This window comes from Blastococcus deserti (assembly GCF_042682525.1).
GTDB lineage: Bacteria > Actinomycetota > Actinomycetes > Mycobacteriales > Geodermatophilaceae > Blastococcus_B > Blastococcus_B deserti.
In genome coordinates this window covers 125653-143396 of sequence record NZ_JBHUHP010000002.1, presented here as the reverse complement: position 1 = coordinate 143396, position 17744 = coordinate 125653, and the positions used below count along the sequence as shown (strand labels likewise).

At 73.4% G+C, this 17744-nt stretch carries 19 protein-coding genes; 12 read left to right on the top strand and 7 right to left on the bottom strand.

Annotation, left to right across the window (positions count from 1 at the left end; genetic code table 11):
- Window positions 1–15: 15 nt before the first annotated feature.
- The gene (locus tag ACFSHS_RS04195) at window positions 16–447 is read right to left on the bottom strand and encodes a DUF4190 domain-containing protein (RefSeq protein ID WP_376872148.1); all 432 of its coding nucleotides are present in this window, start codon (window positions 445–447) and stop codon (window positions 16–18) included.
- A 144-nt stretch (window positions 448–591) separates the two neighbouring features.
- Here ACFSHS_RS04195 and ACFSHS_RS04190 point away from each other — a divergent pair, with 144 nt between their 5' ends.
- The 8 genes from ACFSHS_RS04190 (at window position 592) to ACFSHS_RS04155 (ending at window position 9598) form a co-directional block, all read left to right on the top strand.
- On the top strand, window positions 592–1791 hold the full coding sequence (locus tag ACFSHS_RS04190; RefSeq protein WP_376872145.1) for an acyl-CoA dehydrogenase family protein: 1200 nt from the start codon (window positions 592–594) through the stop codon (window positions 1789–1791).
- A gap of 138 nt (window positions 1792–1929) precedes the next feature.
- Window positions 1930–2865, top strand: a complete 936-nt coding sequence (locus ACFSHS_RS04185; RefSeq protein ID WP_376872142.1) for an NADP-dependent oxidoreductase — start codon at window positions 1930–1932, stop codon at window positions 2863–2865.
- 82 nt (window positions 2866–2947) lie between these two features.
- Entirely contained in the window at window positions 2948–3259 is a 312-nt protein-coding gene (locus ACFSHS_RS04180; protein ID WP_376872140.1) for an EthD family reductase, read from the top strand.
- Between the two features lie 5 nt (window positions 3260–3264).
- A complete protein-coding gene (locus ACFSHS_RS04175; RefSeq protein ID WP_376872138.1) occupies window positions 3265–4818 on the top strand; it encodes an acetolactate synthase large subunit in 1554 nt (517 codons plus the stop codon).
- Between the two features lie 35 nt (window positions 4819–4853).
- A complete protein-coding gene (locus ACFSHS_RS04170; RefSeq protein WP_376872136.1) occupies window positions 4854–6974 on the top strand; it encodes an acyltransferase family protein in 2121 nt (706 codons plus the stop codon).
- Between the two features lie 105 nt (window positions 6975–7079).
- Complete coding sequence (locus ACFSHS_RS04165; protein WP_376872133.1) at window positions 7080–7772, top strand: hypothetical protein; 693 nt, start codon at window positions 7080–7082, stop codon at window positions 7770–7772.
- 21 nt (window positions 7773–7793) lie between these two features.
- Complete coding sequence (locus tag ACFSHS_RS04160; RefSeq protein ID WP_376872131.1) at window positions 7794–8930, top strand: sensor histidine kinase; 1137 nt, start codon at window positions 7794–7796, stop codon at window positions 8928–8930.
- The gene (locus ACFSHS_RS04155; RefSeq protein ID WP_376872129.1) at window positions 8927–9598 is read left to right on the top strand and encodes a response regulator; all 672 of its coding nucleotides are present in this window, start codon (window positions 8927–8929) and stop codon (window positions 9596–9598) included. The genes ACFSHS_RS04160 and ACFSHS_RS04155 overlap by 4 nt, the downstream gene beginning before the upstream one ends.
- Window positions 9599–9611: 13 nt before the next feature.
- Here ACFSHS_RS04155 and ACFSHS_RS04150 read toward each other — a convergent pair whose 3' ends face one another.
- The 3 genes from ACFSHS_RS04150 to ACFSHS_RS04140 all read right to left on the bottom strand — a co-directional run bounded on the left by ACFSHS_RS04150 (window position 9612) and on the right by ACFSHS_RS04140 (window position 11800).
- Window positions 9612–9758, bottom strand: coding sequence for a hypothetical protein (locus tag ACFSHS_RS04150; protein WP_376872127.1), 147 nt, complete (start codon window positions 9756–9758; stop codon window positions 9612–9614).
- Window positions 9759–9908: 150 nt separating this feature from the next.
- Window positions 9909–10904, bottom strand: coding sequence for a MaoC family dehydratase (locus tag ACFSHS_RS04145; protein ID WP_376872124.1), 996 nt, complete (start codon window positions 10902–10904; stop codon window positions 9909–9911).
- Entirely contained in the window at window positions 10901–11800 is a 900-nt protein-coding gene (locus ACFSHS_RS04140; RefSeq protein ID WP_376872122.1) for an HpcH/HpaI aldolase/citrate lyase family protein, read from the bottom strand. The genes ACFSHS_RS04145 and ACFSHS_RS04140 overlap by 4 nt, the downstream gene beginning before the upstream one ends.
- A gap of 18 nt (window positions 11801–11818) precedes the next feature.
- On the opposite strand from ACFSHS_RS04140, the gene ACFSHS_RS04135 reads away from it, so the two are divergent.
- Genes ACFSHS_RS04135 through ACFSHS_RS04120 form a run of 4 tightly spaced genes read left to right on the top strand, consistent with a single transcriptional unit; the run spans window position 11819 to window position 15204 of the window.
- Complete coding sequence (locus tag ACFSHS_RS04135) at window positions 11819–12646, top strand: GntR family transcriptional regulator (protein WP_376872120.1); 828 nt, start codon at window positions 11819–11821, stop codon at window positions 12644–12646.
- Window positions 12647–12671: 25 nt separating this feature from the next.
- Window positions 12672–12854, top strand: a complete 183-nt coding sequence (locus ACFSHS_RS04130; protein ID WP_376872118.1) for a hypothetical protein — start codon at window positions 12672–12674, stop codon at window positions 12852–12854.
- Entirely contained in the window at window positions 12851–14038 is a 1188-nt protein-coding gene (locus ACFSHS_RS04125; RefSeq protein ID WP_376872115.1) for a CaiB/BaiF CoA transferase family protein, read from the top strand. The genes ACFSHS_RS04130 and ACFSHS_RS04125 overlap by 4 nt, the downstream gene beginning before the upstream one ends.
- 14 nt (window positions 14039–14052) lie before the next feature.
- Window positions 14053–15204: an acyl-CoA dehydrogenase family protein gene (locus tag ACFSHS_RS04120; protein WP_376872112.1), complete on the top strand. Its 1152-nt coding sequence runs from the start codon at window positions 14053–14055 to the stop codon at window positions 15202–15204.
- Window positions 15205–15251: 47 nt separating this feature from the next.
- Here the strand turns inward: ACFSHS_RS04120 and ACFSHS_RS04115 are convergent, their stop codons facing one another.
- The 3 genes from ACFSHS_RS04115 to ACFSHS_RS04105 all read right to left on the bottom strand — a co-directional run bounded on the left by ACFSHS_RS04115 (window position 15252) and on the right by ACFSHS_RS04105 (window position 17638).
- A complete protein-coding gene (locus ACFSHS_RS04115; RefSeq protein ID WP_376872109.1) occupies window positions 15252–15863 on the bottom strand; it encodes a TetR/AcrR family transcriptional regulator in 612 nt (203 codons plus the stop codon).
- Between the two features lie 120 nt (window positions 15864–15983).
- Complete coding sequence (locus tag ACFSHS_RS04110; RefSeq protein WP_376872106.1) at window positions 15984–16826, bottom strand: alpha/beta fold hydrolase; 843 nt, start codon at window positions 16824–16826, stop codon at window positions 15984–15986.
- Window positions 16823–17638, bottom strand: a complete 816-nt coding sequence (locus tag ACFSHS_RS04105) for a hypothetical protein (protein WP_376872104.1) — start codon at window positions 17636–17638, stop codon at window positions 16823–16825. The genes ACFSHS_RS04110 and ACFSHS_RS04105 overlap by 4 nt, the downstream gene beginning before the upstream one ends.
- Window positions 17639–17744: the final 106 nt, after the last annotated feature.

Below are 17744 nucleotides of genomic sequence, written 5' to 3'. Positions count from 1 at the left end.
CGTGGTGAGCGGAGGTCAGTAGCCGTAGCTCGAGGCGGCGCCGAACGCCGCGATCATGAGCACGAGCATGAGGACGAACAGCGCCGTCGCGATGCCGCCGACGATGATCCCGGCCAGCGCCAGGCCCTCGCCGTCCTCACCGGTCTGACGGATCTGCCGACGGGCGACGATGCCGAGCACCAGGCCGGCCGGGGGGAAGACGAAGGCCAGCACGAGGGCGAGGATCGCCATCGTGTTGGTCGGCCGGCCGTAGACCGGTGGATATCCCGGCGGGCCGTAACCGGCCGGCGGATATCCGGGGTGCCCGTGACCGGGCGGCGCGTAGCCCGGTCCCGGGGGATACGGGGCGACCGGCTGACCCGGTGCACCCGGGCCGGCCGGAGGCCCCCACGGCGGCGGAGCCGAGGGGGGCTCGCCCCGGTAGAGGTTCTCGTCACTGCTGCTCATGCGTTCCTCCTGTCCGGCGCGCGCCGGTCGCAGAACTCCACCATGCGCGCGCCGGCGGAGTGACCAGGCACACGCCGGACGTCGCCCGACCGTGGCTCATACTCACCGGCAACTCGGACACCGGAGTCCCGAAGGAGTGGACCGTTGACCCGCTTGGCCCAGACCGCCGATCTGACCGACGTCCAGCGCGAGATCCTGTCGACGGTCAGGAGCTTCGTCGACAAGGAGATCATCCCGCACGCGCAGGAGCTCGAGCACGGCGACATCTATCCGCAGGAGATCGTCGACGGGCTCAGGGAGCTGGGGATCTTCGGGCTGATGATCCCCGAGGAGTACGGCGGCCTGGGGGAGTCGCTGCTGACCTACGCGCTGGTGGTCGAGGAGATCGCCCGCGGGTGGATGAGCGTCTCAGGCGTCATCAACACCCACTTCATCGTCGCCTACATGCTGCTCCAGCACGGCACGGCCGAGCAGAAGGAGCGCCTGCTGCCGCGCATGGCCACCGGCGAGGTCCGCGGCGCCTTCTCGATGTCCGAGCCGGGCCTGGGGTCCGACGTCGCCGGCATCCGCACCAAGGCCACCCGCCAGGCCGACGGCACCTACGTCATCGACGGCCAGAAGATGTGGCTGACCAACGGCGGCAGCTCGACGCTGGTCGCCGCGCTGGTGCGCACCGACGAGGGCGCCGAGAAGGCCCACCAGAACCTCACGACCTTCCTGGTCGAGAAGCCGGCCGGCTTCGGCGAGGTCGTTCCCGGGGTCACGATCCCCGGAAAGATCGACAAGATGGGCTACAAGGGCGTCGACACCACCGAGCTGGTGTTCGACGGCTACCGGGCGAAGGCCGAGGACATCCTCGGCGGCGCGCCGGGCCGCGGCTTCGCGCAGATGATGGACGGCGTCGAGGTCGGCCGGGTGAACGTGGCGGCGCGCGGCTGCGGCATCGCCATCCGCGCCTTCGAGCTGGCCATCGCCTACGCGCAGCAGCGGGAGACCTTCGGCAAGCCCATCGCCGCGCACCAGGCGATCGCCTTCAAGCTCGCCGAGATGGCCACCAAGGTCGAGGCCGCCCACGCGATGATGGTGCGGGCCGCGCGGCTGAAGGACGCAGGCTCGCGCAACGACGTCGAGGCCGGCATGGCCAAGCTGCTGGCCAGCGAGTTCGCCGCCGAGGTGACGCAGGACTCGTTCCGCATCCACGGCGGCTACGGCTACTCCAAGGAGTACGAGATCGAGCGGCTCATGCGCGAGGCGCCGTTCCTGCTCATCGGCGAGGGCACCAGCGAGATCCAGAAGACGATCATCAGCCGCGGCCTGCTCAAGACCTACGAGCTCAAGCGCTGACGTCGTCGCCCGGCCGCGTCCCCTGGGCGTGACGGGGGTGTCCGGACGCTCCGCCTCTGCCCTCCACGGTGGGCAGAGGCAGAGCGTCCGGAACAGGGCCTCGGCAGGAGCCGGTGACCGGCCGTGTAGGCAGGAGCCATGCGCGCTGTCGGAGTGACCGAGTTCGGCGGGCCGGAGGCCCTGCACGTCGTCGACGTCCCGCCGGAACCGCTCGGCCCGGGTCAGGTGCGGTTGCGGGTGCAGGCGGCCGCGATCAGCCCGACCGACACCCACCTGCGATCCGGTGCCTACGCCGGGCGGGACCCGGTCAAGACCCCGCCCTGGGTCCCGGGCATGGACGTCGCCGGCGTCGTCACGGAGGTCGGCGAGGGCGTCGACCACCTCACGGTGAGGGACACCGCGATGGGGATCGTCCTCCCGTTCGGCTCCCACGGGGCCTACCGCGAGGACAAGGTGCTGCCGGGCGACTCCGTCGTCCGCGCACCCGAGGGCGCCGACGCCGTGGCCGCCTGCACCCTGCCGATGAACGGGCTCACCGCCCGGCTCGCCCTCGACCTGATAGGTCTGTCCGCCGGGCAGGTGCTGGCGGTGACGGGCGCCGCGGGCGCGTTCGGCGGCTACGTCGTGCAACTGGCCAAGGCCGACGGGCTCACCGTGGTCGCGGACGCCTCCGAGGCCGACGAGCAGCTGGTCCGCGACCTGGGCGCCGACGTGGTGGTCCGGCGGGGGGACGACGTCGCCGACCGCGTCCGGGAGCACTTCCCGGACGGCGTCGACGGGCTGGCCGACGGATCCGTGCAGGACGCGCTCGTCCTGCCCGCGGTGAAGGACGGCGGCGCCGTGGCGACCGTCCGCGGCTATCGCGGCGACGGGCAGCGCGGACTGCGGGTGCACCCCACGCTGGTGCGGCGGGTCGCCGAGGACCGCCCGGCGCTCGACCGCCTCCGCCGGCAGGCCGAGGAGGGCGTGCTGACGCTGCGGGTCGCGCGGACGTTCCCCGCCGAGGAGGCGGCCGAGGCGCATCGGGTGCTGGAGCGGGGCGGGGTGCGCGGCCGGCTGGTGCTCACCTTCTGAGGTCGCGGCGCCCACCGCACACCTGATTGGGTGCAGGGACGGTTGCGGGCAGTGGAGCCCGCCGATGCGGGAGGTCGGCCAGATGGTGCACAGGCTCGTGGTCAGCTACGGACAGCCGGAGGATCCCGCCGCGTTCGACGCCCACTACCGCGACACCCATGCCGCGCTGGCCCGGCAGATGCCCGGGTTGGTGCGCTACACCTACGGCCACGCGCGGAGCACGGACCCGGCGCAACCGGCCCCCTACCTCGTCGCGGAGCTGGACTTCGACTCGGAACAGGCCATGACCGAGGCGTTCGGCTCCGCTCAGGGGCAGGCCGCCGCCGCCGACGTCGCCACGTTCGCCAGCGGTGGCGCGACCATGGCCCACTTCGACGTGCGAACGGTGAGCTGACCCCGGTGAACGGCGCGCAGGCACTGATCCGCACCCTCGTCGGGGCGGGCGTCGACGTCTGCTTCGCCAACCCCGGCACCTCCGAGATGCACTTCGTCGCGGCCCTCGACGACGTCCCGGAGATGCGCGCGGTGCTCACGCTCTTCGAGGGCGTCGCCACCGGCGCGGCCGACGGCTACGCCCGCATGGCCGGCCGCCCGGCCGCGACGCTGCTGCACCTCGGCCCGGGCATGGGCAACGGCCTGGCGAACCTGCACAACGCCCGGCGGGCGCGGACGCCGATGGTCAACGTCGTCGGTGACCACGCGCGGTCGCACAAGCGGCTCGACGCCCCGTTGGAGTCCGACATCGACGCCCTCGCCGGCACCTTCTCCGGCTGGGTGCGGCGGTCCCTGTCGCCGGCCGACGTCGCCGCCGATGCCGCCGTCGCGGTGGCGGCCGCCGCGTCGTCGCCGGGCTCGATCGCGACGCTGATCCTGCCGGCGGACGTGTCCTGGGAGGACGGCGCCGACGTGGCCGCGCCGGTGCGGGTACGGCCGGCCCCGCGTGTGCCCTCGTCGGTGGTGGACGACGTGGCGGCGGTCCTGTCCTCCGGCGAGCCGGCCGTGCTGTTCCTCGGCGGCGACGCCATGGGGGAGGAGGGGCAGTTGGCCGCGGCCCGGGTGGCCGCCGGTACCGGCGCCCGGCTGATGTCGGAGACCTTCCCCGCCCGGGCTGCCCGCGGCGCCGGTCTGCCCGACCTCACCCGCCTCCCGTACCCGCCGGAGATGGCCCTGGCGGCGCTGGCCGGCACCCGGCACCTGTTGCTCGCAGGCGCCGAGGCCCCCGTGCACTTCTTCGGCTATCCGGGCCTGCCCGGGCACCCGGTGCCCGACGGCTGCACCGTGCACGTGCTCAGCGCACCGGGGGAGGACGCCGTCACCGCGCTGCGGGACCTGGCCCAGCGGGCCGCCGCCGACGCCGAGCCGGAGCTGCTGGAGGCGTCCCGCCCGGAGCTGCCGACCGGTGAGCTGACCCCGCGCGCGATGGCGGCGGTGATCGGCGCCCTGCTGCCCGAGCGGGCCATCGTCGTCGACGAGGCGCTCACCTCCGGCGTCGGGCTGATGGAACTGACCTCGGGCTCTCCGCGCCACGACTGGCTGGCGTTGACCGGTGGGGCGATCGGCGACGGGCTGCCGATGGCGCTCGGCGCGGCGGTGGCGTGCCCGGACCGCCCGGTCATCGGCATCCAGGCCGACGGCAGCGCCATGTACACGATCTCGGCGCTGTGGAGCCACGCCCGCGAGCAGCTCGACATCACCACGATCGTCTGCGACAACGGCTCGTACGCGATCCTCGAGCACGAGTTGTCGCGGGTCGGGGCGCAGGGGGACGGCAAGCGCGCCGCCCGGTTGCTCGACCTCGGCGGGCCCGGCCTCGACTTCGTGGCCATCGCCTCGGGCATGGGCGTGCCGGCGACCCGGGCGACCACGGCCGAGGAGCTGGCCGACCAGCTGGGGCGAGCCCTCGTCGAGCCGGGCCCGCACCTGATCGACGCCGTGCTGCCACGGCGAGGTTGACCGGCGCGACGGCGGTGCCTTCGTAACCTGGGCGGGTGACGGAGACGGGCACGCGGACCGGTTTCCGGCCTGACATCGAGGGGCTGCGCGCGGTCGCCGTGCTGGCCGTCGTCCTCTTCCACGCGGGGGTGCCGGGCCTGCCCGGCGGCTTCGTCGGCGTGGACGTCTTCTTCGTCGTCTCGGGCTTCCTCATCACCGGCCTGCTGTGGCGCGAGGTCCAGGCCACCGGCACGGTCCGGCTCGCGCGGTTCTACGGCGCACGGGCCCGGCGTCTCCTGCCCGCGGGCATCGTCGTGCTGCTCGCGACCGCGGCCGCGTCGGCGTGGCTGTTGCCACCGCTGCAGGCGCGGGCGGTCCTGGGCGACGCGGTGGCCAGCGCCCTCTACGCGGGCAACTACCGCTTCGCGGTCCAGGGGACCGACTACCTGGCGTCGGACACCCCGCCCTCGCCCTTCCAGCACTACTGGTCCCTCGGCGTGGAGGAGCAGTTCTACCTGGTGTGGCCGGCGCTGCTCATCCTGACCGCCTGGGCCCTGGTCCGGCGGCGCAGGGGCGCTCCGTCGTCCGTGGTCCCGTTCGTCGTGGTGCTCGGCCTGGTGGCGGCGGCGTCGTTCGCGGTCTCCTACCTCTGGACGGCGACCCTCCCGTCCTGGGCCTTCTTCTCCCTGCCCTCGCGGGCCTGGGAGCTCGCCGTCGGCGGGCTGGTCGCCCTCACCGTCGGCCGGTGGCGTCGGCTGCCCTCGTGGGCGGCGGCCGCGGCGGGCTGGACCGGCCTCGGGCTGGTCGTCGTGGGCTGCGTCCGGCTGGGGGAGTCCACCGCCTATCCCGGCACGGCCGCGCTGCTGCCGGTGCTCGGCACGGCCCTGGTGGTGGGTGCCGGCGCCGGCGGGTCCCGCTGGGGTGCCGGTGCCCTGCTCTCGGTGGCCCCGATGCGGGCGGTCGGGCGGCTCTCCTACTCCTGGTACCTGTGGCACTGGCCGGTGCTGCTGCTGGCTCCGTACGTGGTCGAGGGGTCCCTCGGCCTGGCCGGCCGGCTGGCGACCGCCGTCCTCGCCGCGGGGCTGGCGATGCTGACCCTGCAGTTCGTGGAGAACCCCGTCCGGTTCGCCGCTCCGCTCCGGCGCTCGGCCGGCCGCAGCCTGATCCTGGGCGGGAGCGTGACGGCGGCCGGGGTCGCCGCCGGGCTGGTCCTGCTGGCGGTGGTCCCGGTCCCGGTCGGGCGGGGCGCGGCCGCCGCCGAGCCGACGATCGAGGTCGCCGAGCCCCCGGCCGCGCCGGTCGTGGATCCGCAGGAGGCGGCCGTCCAGGCCCTCACCGCGCAGGTCCAGGCCGCCGTCGCCGCGGCCGCGGGCGTGCGGGCGGTGCCCTCCAACCTGAGCCCTCCGCTGGCCGAGGCGCCGGCAGCCAAGCCGGCCGTGTTCGTCAACGGGTGCACGCGGTCGTGGCTGGGCACCGGGCAGGACGAGTGCGCCTCCGGCGACCTCGCGGCGGGCCGCACCATGGCGCTCGTCGGCGACTCGCACGCGGCCATGTGGCAGCCGGGGCTGGAGACGGTCGCGGCCCAGCAGGGCTGGCGGCTGGAGACCATGGCCAAGGTGCTGTGCCCGATGCTGGACCTGCCGACGCAGAGCCCGTACCTGGGCCGCGAGTACACCGAGTGCCACCAGTGGCGGGCCGAGATCATGGACCGGCTGCGCGCGGAGCGCCCGGCGCTGATCGTCGTCGACATGGTCCGCCGGTACACGCCCGACTACGGCTTCACCGTCTACGGCCCGGAGTGGCTGGCCGCCGTGACCCGGACGGTCGCGGAGCTGCGGTCGACCGGCGCCGTCGTCCTCGTGCTCGGGCCGGTGCCCGATCCGCACGGGAACGTGCCGACCTGCCTGTCCGACCACCTCGACTCCGCCATGGCCTGTGCACCGGCGCGCGCCGTCGGGATGGACGACGCCGGCATCGCGGCCGAGGCGGAGGCCACCGCGGCCGGCGGTGGTCAGTACGCCACCGTCACCGACCTCTTCTGCACGCCGGCGGTGTGCCCGGTCGTCGTCGGCAACCAGCTGGTGTTCCGCGACGACAACCACCTGTCGATCGACTACGCGCGGTTCCTCGCGCCCGTGCTCGCCGCTCTGGTCGACCGGGCCATGACGGGGGCCTGAGCCGCGATCACCCGCTCGGCCGAGGCGCGGATCGTCGGATCGGCCGATGCGGCGGGCGCGGTCACCGCGGGACGCTGCAACCCCGTCCCGAAGGAGGCAGTTCCCGTGACCGAGACCAGTACCGCAGCACCCCTCCACAGCGGTCCGGTGGTCGGTGACCACGAGGTGGGGCGCTCGGCGCGCGCCGTGCGCCGGTGGGTCCTGATCGTTGCCCCGACCGCGGCCGGCGTCCTCGCCATCGGAGGCGCGATCGCCGATCCGGCCGTCGGCCTGGAGGGCCGCGAGGTCTACGAGCTGTACGCGGCGAATCCCGAACCGCTGCAGTGGAAGTCGGTGCTCTACCACTTCTCGTACGCCCTCTGGGGGCTGGCCGCCCTCATGCTCGCCGGCCTCGTCCGCCGACGGGGCAGCTGGCCGGCCAACGTCGCCGGTCTGCTCGGGCTGCTGGGTATCAGCAGCGTCCCGGGGTTCCTGATGTTCGACTTCTACGACTCGGCGGTCGGGCAGGTGCACGGCGTGGACGGTCTGCTCGCCGTCAACGAGGCCATGGAGCCCATGTGGGGTGTCGGCGTCATGGGTGCCACCGGCTTGGTCGGCTTCCTGCTGTGCCTCCCGGTGGCGGTACTGGCCGCCTGGCGCGCCGGTCTGCTGCGCTGGTGGGGGGCCCTGACGCCGATCACGGGGCTGGCTGTCGGCCTGATGCTGATCGGCGCCACCGTGCCCGGATGGGCCGTGGTAACCGTCGGGTACGCCGTCCTCTCCGTCGACCTGGCTCGCGGCGTCCCGCACGACGCCTGATCAGCGCTACCGTCCGCGGACATGGCCACCGTTCTCGGGCGCCACCCCCGGCTGCTGGACGTCGGCATCGCCGCCACGCTGGTGGCCGGGGGGCTCGTCGAGGGCGTCGTCGGTGAGATCAGCCGGCCGCTCTGGCTGCACCAGACGCTCGTCGTCCTGGTGATGGGGGCGGTCGCGTTCCGGCGCGTCGTCCCGCTGGCCACCCTCGGGTTCGTCGTGGTCGGCATGATGGTCGTCAACCTGGACGGCCAGCTGTCGGTCTTCGCCGCCCTGGTCATCGTCAGCTTCACCGCCGGCCTCGAGCTCGACCCGCCGCGGTCGTACTGGGGCCTCTTCCTCGCGACGGTGCCGTTCTACGTCGGGTTCGCCTTCCACGATCCGCTGGTCAGCGACTACATCGCGATCACGGTGCTGTACGGCGGCAGCTGGGCCGTGGGGCAGATGGTCCGCCAGCGCACCCGCGAGGCGGCCGAGCACGCCGCTCGGGCCGACCGGGCCGAACGCGAGCGGGAGGAGCGGGCGGCGCGCGCGGTCGCCGAGGAGCGCGCCCGGATCGCCCGGGAGCTGCACGACGTGGTCGCGCACTCGATCAGCGTCATCGCCGTCCAGACGCAGGCCGTCCGGCGCCGGCTCGGGCCCGACTCCGCGCGCGAGGCCGACGACCTGCGGGCCGTGGAATCGACCGCGCGGCAGGCGATGGCCGAGATGCGCCGGCTGTTCGGCGTGCTGCGGGCCGACGGCGAACGGGCGTCGCTGGCCCCGCAGCCGGGCCTCGACCAGCTCGACTCCCTGATCGAGGACACCCGCGGCGCGGCGGTCGACGTGTCGCTGGCCGTGGAGGGGGAGCGGTGCCCCCTGCCGCCGGGGCTCGACCTCACGGCCTACCGCATCGTGCAGGAGGCGCTGACCAACACGCGCAAGCACGCACCGGGCGGGCAGGTGACGGTGCGCCTGCGGTACGGCGACCGCGACCTCGACGTCCTGGTCGAGGACAGCGGGGGAGCGCGGGACGGCGCGGCCGACGGCGGCGGCTACGGCCTGGTCGGCATGCGGGAGCGGGTGACCCTCTACGGCGGCACCCTCGAGGCCGGGCCCCGGCCGGGCGGAGGCTTCGCCGTCCGGGCGCGGCTGCCCTTCCGCGAGGCGGCCCCGGCGTGAGCACGACGGTGGTGATCGCCGACGACCAGCCGATGGTGCGCGCCGGGCTGCGCTCCCTGATCGAGGGCGAGGAGGGGATCGTCGTCCTCGCCGAGGCGGTCGACGGCCGGGAGGCCCTCGACGCCGTCCGCAGCCACCGGCCCGACGTCGTCCTCATGGACATCCGGATGCCGAACCTCGACGGCCTGGAGGCGACCCGGCGGCTCGTCGCGGAGGGCTCTCCGGCCCGGGTGCTGGTGCTGACCACGTTCGACCTGGACGAGTACGTCTTCGCCGCCCTGCGGGCCGGGGCGAGCGGCTTCCTGCTCAAGGACGCCACGGCGGAGGAGCTGGTCTCCGCCGTCCGGACCCTGGCCGCCGGCGACGCCGTGCTGTCGCCGGGCGTCACCCGGCGGGTGATCGAGGCGTTCGGCGCGGTTCCCGCGGCGGACCCGGAGGCAGCGCGGCGGCTGGCGGCGCTGAGCGCCCGGGAGGTCGAGGTGCTCCGGCTGCTGGCCCGAGGGCGGTCGAACGCCGAGATCGCCCGCGAGCTGTTCGTCAGCGACGCGACGGCCAAGACGCACGTGAGCAACCTGCTCACCAAGCTGGGCCTGCGCGACCGGGTGCAGGCGGTGATCTTCGCCTTCGAGAGCGGCCTCGTCCGGCCCGGTGACCGACCGTCGGGCTAGGCGTCGCGACAGCTCAGGACCGGGACTTGCGCTCGGCCGTCAGCCGGGCCATCTGCGACTCCGTCATCTGTTCCTTCGCCTTGCGCTCGGCCCGCTTCTCCTTGATCGACTTGGCCGACTTCTTGGAGTGGTGGTTGTCGTGCGGTGACTTGTCGCCCATGGCGACCTCCCTCGTCGAGGGCGGACCGGCTCGATGCCCGGACGTTACGCCGGTGAGGGTGTCTGCGGGAGGCCCGATCCGCGGCGAGGACGTCGGTCGACCTGGGGGACCTCGCCCTGGGTCGACGGAGCGACCTCCCGGCCTGCCGGCTCACGGCAGCAGAACGACGTAGCGCCAGTCGAGCACGCCCCGGGATTCGTCGCCCGGGCCACTGCGGGCCGTCACCAGGGAGCGGAGGTGCGCCAGCCGGCTGCCGTCCGGTCCGGGTTCGACGCCCTGGGCTTCGACCGTGCTCGTGAGCGTGTCACCCTCCCGTACCGGCCCGGTGTGATCGCATCCGTGCCAGGCCAGCACCGTCAGCATCTCGGGCAGGACGCGTACCGCCTGGGTCAGCGCCAGTCCGATCGTGTGGCCTCCGTAGACCAGGCGGGTCCCGGCTTCGTCGTCGTGGTGGGTGCGGGCGATGTTGAGCGTGAGCCTCGCCAGCTCCGGGGCGCTGGAGACCACGTCCCCTCCCACCAGGCGCCAGCGGGTGTCCGCGACGAGGTTTCTCCTCAGCGAGGGCGGGAGCGACTCCCGGAACGGCTCCAGCCGCCACCCGGCCACCAGGGCGGCGGGGTCCTCGATGCCCCGGCCCACGCGGCTCAGGTCGTCGGCATGGCCGGTCCGCGCCGAGGGATCGCGCATCGGCAGCATGGCGCAGCGCCAGAAGTCGAGCACCGTGCGGTCGGCCTGGTCGACGGTCGTGATCCGCAGGGCGACGAGCCCGGTCGGCGCGCGGTCCGGCCGGGGCGCGTTCTGCCGGAGCCCCACCACCTCGGTGCGGGTCCGGAGGGTGTCGCCGAGGGCGGGGGCGCGACGAAACGCCAGGCCCCGGTAGAAGAGATTGGCCCGGACGTGGTGGGTCACCGGCGTCGACTGCCCGATGGCCAGATCCCACACCAGCGACGGCGGGGCCAGCGGCGCCGCCTCACCGGTCACCCGTCGGCTCAGGTCATGGTCGAGCGCCAGCCGTAGGCGTTCACCGACGATGGCGCCGTGAACGGCCGCCGCTGCCTCGGTCAGGGTGGCCGGGGGCGCGGTGTCGAAGACGTCACCGAGGGAGAGGTCGTCGAAGTACGGCCCTTCGGCCAGCAGCTCGTTCACAGGTCCAGCCCTGCCCGTGCGAGGACGCGACGAGCGGCGACGGCCACTGCCTCGTCGAGCATCTGACCGTCCAGAGCCACTGCGCCGGCCGCGTGCTCCCGGGCCGCCCGGGCCAGCGCAGCGAGGACGTCGCGGGCGTGTCGGACCTGGTCGTCGGTGGGCGTGAACGTCGCGTTGAGCTCCTCGACCTGTCGCGGGTGGATCGCCCATTTCCCGTCGTAGCCGACGTCCCGTGCGCGCGCGGCGCCGGCCAGGAAGCCCTCGTCGACGTGCACGCCGAGGTGTGGTCCGTCGAGTGCCTGCAGCCCCGCGTCGCGGGCCGCGACGAGGACGGCGGACTGGGCAGGGAGCCACAGGTCCAGGTGCGCGCCCACCGGGGCGGCGCGGCCGAGCGAGGCCGCGAGGTCGGCGTAGCCGAGGACGAGCGCTTCCAGGCGCCGGCTGCTGCGTGCGATGTCGGCGATCCGGGTGAGCCCCGCGGCCGTCTCGATGAGGGCGTGGACGGAGAGCGGACGCGTGCGGCCCGATCGCGCCTCCACGCCGTCGAGCAGCCGGTCGAGGAAGGCGAGGTCCTCGGGGCCGTCGACCTTCGGGAGGACGACCGCGCCTGGGGCGACGGGCAGGTCGGTCAGCGCCGCGACGTCGAGGTGGCACCACGGCGAGCCGGGCGGATTGACCCGGACGGCGACGCGTTCGGCGTCCGCCTCCGCCACGTCGCGGAGCACCTCGGCCAGCAGGGCACGGGCTCGGTCCTTGCTGGAGGGGTCCACCGCGTCCTCGAGATCTATGACGACGGCATCCGCGCGGCTGCCCAGGGCCTTGGCCATCTTGCGTGCGTCGCTTGCTGGCGCGACGAGTACCGAGCGCCGGCGGAGGGCAGAGGCGTTGTCGGACACGAGCGCTCCCGTCGTCGCTTGACCTGGACCGGCCAAAGTCCCAATATTGGCCGTACTAATGGGGGGACCGTACTCGGCCCTGGTCGAGGAGACACCATCTCTGTTCCGCGGGCGTCCGAGGAGAGCGCGTACCGCGCGCTGGCTCGGGAGCTGCGCACCGCGGTGCGCGCGGGTCGCTACGGCGCGGACAACCGCTTGCCGACCGACGCCGAACTCGCCGCCACCCGGGGCTTGAGCCGGCAGACCGTGCGTCGGGCCATGCAGGAGCTGGTCAACGAGGGGCTGGTGTTCCGGGTCCCCGGCCGCGGCACGTTCCCCGTCGCCCGGGACAGCCGCTACCTGCGGCAGTTCGGCTCGATCGAGGATCTCATCGGGTTGTCGCAGGACACCCTGCTGGAGCTGGTGGAGCCGCTGCAGCGACGGCTCGACCTGGCCGCGGCCGGCCGACTGGGCCTGGACACCGATGTCGTCTCCAGCGTCAGCTTCCGGCGGCTGCACGAGGGGCTACCGCTCTGCTTCACGACCGTGGCGCTGCCGCCGGCTGCCGGGCGGTTGCTCGCCGACGTCCCCGAGCTGCACGAGACCGGCGCGACCACGACGGCCACCGTCCTCGGTCTGCTCGATGCGCGCATGGACGTGGATGTGGTCGAGGCCGACCAGAGCATCAGCGTGGCGCCGCTGCCGGCCGGTGGCGCAGTACCGCTCCGGCTCGAGCCCGGACGACCAGTGCTGCGCATCGACCGCCTCTACTCCGACGTCCACCGCCGCCCGGTCGAGCTGGCGGTCAACTGGTTCCACCCGGACCACTACTCCTACCGCGTCCGCCTCCGCCGCTCCGGCAGCTGAGCTCCCCTGTCCCGAACGGAGACCCGTGCCGCCTCCCGCACTCGACGTCGCCCCCTGGGCCGTCGTCCTCTTCCCGACGGACGACGGCCGGGCCCTCACCGGGTGGGCGCTGACCGCCCCCCTGGCCGTCGCCGTGGCGGCCGTGCATCACGAGCGGGCGCCGAAGGTCGCCGCCCGCCTCGAGGCCACGCGGGCGGCCGCCCCATGACACCGCTCCGGCCGCTGGAGGGCATCACGGTCGTCAGCGTCGAGCAGGCGGTGGCGGCCCCCTTCGCCACCCGCCAGCTCGCCGACCTGGGCGCCCGCGTCATCAAGGTCGAGCGCCCCGGGGACGGTGACTTCGCCCGCGGCTACGACGAGTCGATCCAGGGACAGTCCAGCTACTTCGTGTGGCTCAACCGCTCGAAGGAGTCGCTCACCTGCGACCTGAAGTCGCCCGAGGGCCGGGAGGTGGTCGACCAGCTGCTGGGGGGAGCCGACGTGTTCGTCCAGAACCTGGCCCCGGGCGCGGCCGATCGTCTGGGTCTCGACGCTGCCACGCTCCAGCGCCGCCACCCCCGGCTGATCGTCTGCAGCGTCACGGGGTTCGGCAGCACCGGACCGTGGTCGGACCAGAAGGCCTACGACCTGCTCGTGCAGTGCGAAGCCGGCCTCGTGTCGCTGACCGGCACGCCCGAGGTCTCGGCCAAGGCCGGCATCTCAGTCGCCGACATCGCCGCGGGGATGTACGCCTTCTCCGGAATCCTCACCGCGCTCCTGCAACGAGCCACGACCGGGGTAGCGCCGGCGCTCGAGGTCTCGCTCTTCGAGGCGCTCGCCGAGTGGATGGGGTCGCCGATGTACTACACGGCGGGCCTGGGGCGTCAACCCGCCAGGGCCGGCATCGAGCACGCCACCATCGCTCCCTATGGTCCCTACTCGACCCAGGAGGGCACCGTCGTCCTCGTCGCCGTCCAGAACGACCGCGAGTGGCGCGCCTTCTGCCGGACCGTCCTGGCAGCCGCAGAGGTGGCCGACGATCCACGCTTCGTGCGGAACTCCGACCGCGTGGCACATCGCGGCGAGCTCAACGAACTCATCTCCGCCCGGTTCGGCCACCTGAGCCAGGAGGAGGCGAGGCGCCTGCTTGCCGAAGCTGACATCGCCCACGCCCGGATCAACCAGGTACAGGGCCTGCTCGACCACGAGGTCCTGGCCGGACGCGACCGCTGGCGGCACGTGCAGACGCCCGGTGGGCCGGTCCCGGCCCTGCTCCCTCCGTTCTCGATCAGCGGCGTGGAGCCGCGCATGGACCCCGTGCCCGCCGTGGGCGAGCACACCGACGCCATCCTCGCCGCCCTCGGGCACGGCGAGGCACGGATTGCCGAGCTGCGCCGCACGGGCGCGGTGTGAACCCGGGAGAGACCATGACGCAGCTGAGCACCGAGGAGCAAGCGATCGTCGACCTGGTCCGCGACTTCGTCGACCGCGAGGTCAAGCCGGTCGCCCGCGAGCTCGAGCACGCCAACGAATACCCTGAGGCCCTCATCGAGCAGATGAAGGAGCTCGGTGTCTTCGGGTTGGCCATCCCGGAGCCGTACGGCGACGCGGCCGTCTCGACGCCGTGCTACGCCAAGGTCACCGAGGAGCTCGCCCGGGGCTGGATGAGCCTCGCGGGGGCCATGGGCGGACACACCGTCGTGGCCAAGCTGCTGCTCGCGCACGGCACAGCGGAGCAGAAGGACCGGTACCTGCCCGGGATGGCGACCGGACGGATCCGGGCGACCATGGCCCTCACCGAGCCCGGGGGCGGGTCGGACCTGCAGGCGCTGCGCACGACCGCCCGCGCGGACGGGGACGAGTACGTCGTCAACGGAACGAAGACCTGGATCACGAACGCGCGTCGCTCGCAAGTGATCGCGCTGCTGGTGCGCACCGATCCGGATGCGCGCCCGGCGCACCGCGGCATGAGCATCCTGCTGTGCGAGAAGGGCCCGGGCCTCGAGGTCTCGCGCGACCTGCCCAAGCTCGGTTACAAGGGGGTCGAGAGCTGCGAGCTGTCCTTCAGCGACTACCGGACGCCCCGGTCGTCGATCCTCGGCGGCGAGGAAGGCAGAGGCTTCGGCCAGTTCATGCAAGGGCTGGAGGTCGGCCGGATCCAGGTCGCGTCGCGCGCCACCGGCGTGGCGCGTGCCGCTCTCGAGGACGCCCTCCGGTACGCACAGGAACGGGAGAGCTTCGGCAAGCCGATCTGGCAGCACCAGTCGGTCGGCAACCTGCTCGCGGACATGGCAACGAAGCTGTCGGCGGCGCAGCAGCTGGTCCAGCACGCGGCCCGCACCTACGACTCCGGCGTCCGGTCGGACATGGAGGCCGGCATGGCCAAACTGTTCGCCTCCGAGGCGGCTGCCCAGATCACCCTCGACGCGATCCGGGTGCACGGCGGATACGGCTACTCGACCGAGTTCGACGTCGAGCGCTACTTCCGCGATGCGCCGCTCATGATCGTGGGGGAGGGCACGAACGAGATCCAGCGCAACGTCATCGCGGCTCAGTTGGTGAAGCGGGGCGGCTTGTAACGTCCGCCGGCCGGCTGCTCCCGTCGACGGCGGCCCTCAGCGGCCGCTCACGCGGGCATGGCGGTAGACGCCGGCTGCTGCGCCGTGACCGTGGCCGCCTCGAGCATCGCGAGGACGTACCGGACGTGGACGTCGGCGAGTTCGGACAGGGACAGCGGGCCGTCGGGTCGGTACCACGTCGGGACCGCAGCGCAGATGGAGACGATCGCCCGGGTCGCCCCGTCCGGGTAGGGGGTGCGGAACTCCCCGGTGCCGACCCCGTCGGCGATGACGCCGCGGAAGATGCTCTCGGTGGTGTCGCGCGCCTGCACGACCGCTTCGCGGCCCTCGCCGCGCAGATAGCGGAACTCGCTCAAGGACAGCACCGCCGCCGTCTGGCACTCTCCGGAGAACGTCACGTAGGCGCGGACGGCGGCGGCCATGCGTTCGGTCGCGCTCGGACCTGCCGTGTCGAGTTCCGCGCGGATCCGGCGCAGCAAGTCGTCGTTGGCGTCGCGCAGGAGGGCGACGAGGACGTCGGACTTGGACGCGAAATGGTTGTAGAGGTTGGACAGGCTCGTCTCGGCGGCACGAGCGATGTCCCGCATCGAGGTCCCGTTGAAGCCGTCGGCGGCCATGAGGTCCAGTGCCGCGGCCAGGTAGCGCGTGCGGGCGCTCACGTGCGCACCGTCGCTCGTCCGCCGCGGAGGTGCCGCGGTGACCGGCCGGCCCGCCTCATCGCGCCGGCCTGTCGTGCCTGAAGATCAAGATCCCGCGCGTGCCGCGCCGTGCCATCCTGCTCACTCCTCTGCGCGCGTGCTGCCATGCCCCGATGTGGCGGTCCGGCCGACAGCGAGCTCCACCAGCCAGCCGTGGAGGAGGTCCGCGAAGTCCTCGATCTCCTCCATCGGGTAGTGCCCGATGCCCTCCAGCACGGTCACTGCGCCGTGCGGGATCTGCTGTGCAGTCCACACCACGTCGGCCACATCGAGCCACAGATCGTCGTCACCGACGACGAGGTGCGTCGGGCAGGCGATCCGGTGCACCGACGCGCGCAGGTCGTGCGTCGCCCAGCCGAGCAGGTCGGAGGTGGACACCAGGGGGTCCTCGCGCCGATGCATCGTCGCGATGAGCTCGGCGCGCTCCGGCGGCACGCTGCGTCCGACGACGGCGAGGGTGCCGAAGTACGTGCGGTCGCTCCGGCTGGGCGCGGCGGCATCCTCCAGTTCGCGCCGCAGACCCGACACGCTCGTCCGGCTGTTCCGGGCGTCGGCCGCCATGGCGACGACTCCGGCCAGCCCTTCGCCAGCCCGTACACCGACGTCCAGTGCGATCTTGCCGCCGATCGAGCAGCCCACGACGAACGGCTCGTGCACGTCGAGGAGCTCCAGCAGCTCGAGGCACCACTGGGCGTAGTCCCCCAGGTCGCGTACCGGGCCCCCGGTGGCCGGTTCCGACCGTCCGTGGCCGGGAAGGTCGGGCACGATCACCCGGTAGCCGAGCCCAGCGAGTCGTTCCGTCGTCTGCCGCCACTGCACTCCGCTCTGGCCGGCGGTGTGCAGGCAGAGAACCGGGCGACCGCTTCCGCTCTGCTCGACGTAGGCCAGGGCGCCTCGGACGGTGAGGTAGCCGGCCTGGATCATGCTCGGGTTCCTGTGGCCAGTGCGCGAGCGGCGTCGATGAGCGCCATCAGCGCCTTGGACATCCGCAGGTACTCGTAGGCGTTGCCGGTCACGGTGAACGAATCCCCGCTCATGGCCCGCCGGAAGAAATCGTTGGACGGCCCGGTCATCAAGTCCGTCCAGACCTGCCCGGGGGCCTCGAGCGTGAAGGTCGCCCCGAGGGGGGTGCGTCCGGCGACCTCGATGACGCGTCCCCGGTAGACGCGCAGCTGGACCTGGTCCGTCCCGGCACGCAGGCCGATGGTCCCGTCCCAGGTCGCCGTCGCCGACCGGAATGCCTCGTCGTCGGCCAGTCGTCGGGCCAGGGCTTCCCCCCAGGGACGGCTGCAGAAGGCACGCTCCGTCGGGTCGGCCGCCCCGTCGGCTCCCGACCGCGCGGGCAGGAGGACCTCGATGCTCCCCTCCTGGACCGTGCGCCCCTGTCGGTCACGCACCTGCGCGTGCCACTGCACCGAGCCCGCATGCTCGGCGAGGACCCGCCGGCAGCCGATCACCGTGAACGTGGCTTCGACGGGTCCGTCGGTCGGCACGGGGGCGAAGTTCTGCCACCGGGTCTCCAGCACACGCAGCAACGAGGCGGGAAGCAGGCCACCGTCCGTGACGAGCCCGAGGAAGGTGGTCGCGCCGGCCGTGGCCGTTGCCGTGCCGGAGCCGTCCGGCTCCAGAGGCCGGCGCGCCGCCGTGGCGATGCGCTGACCGACCGAGAAGTCCTCGAAGTGCGGGCCCGATGGCGGCGCGCCTGAGCTGTCGCGCTGCTGCGCCTCCACGCTCATGTGCAACCTCTCCCCTGGAAGTGCGTCGCCCGGCGTTGCCGGGCGGCGAGGGTGTGGGGCGCCCCGGTCGCGTGCCTGCCGAGACGGACGCCGGGACGCGTACGAA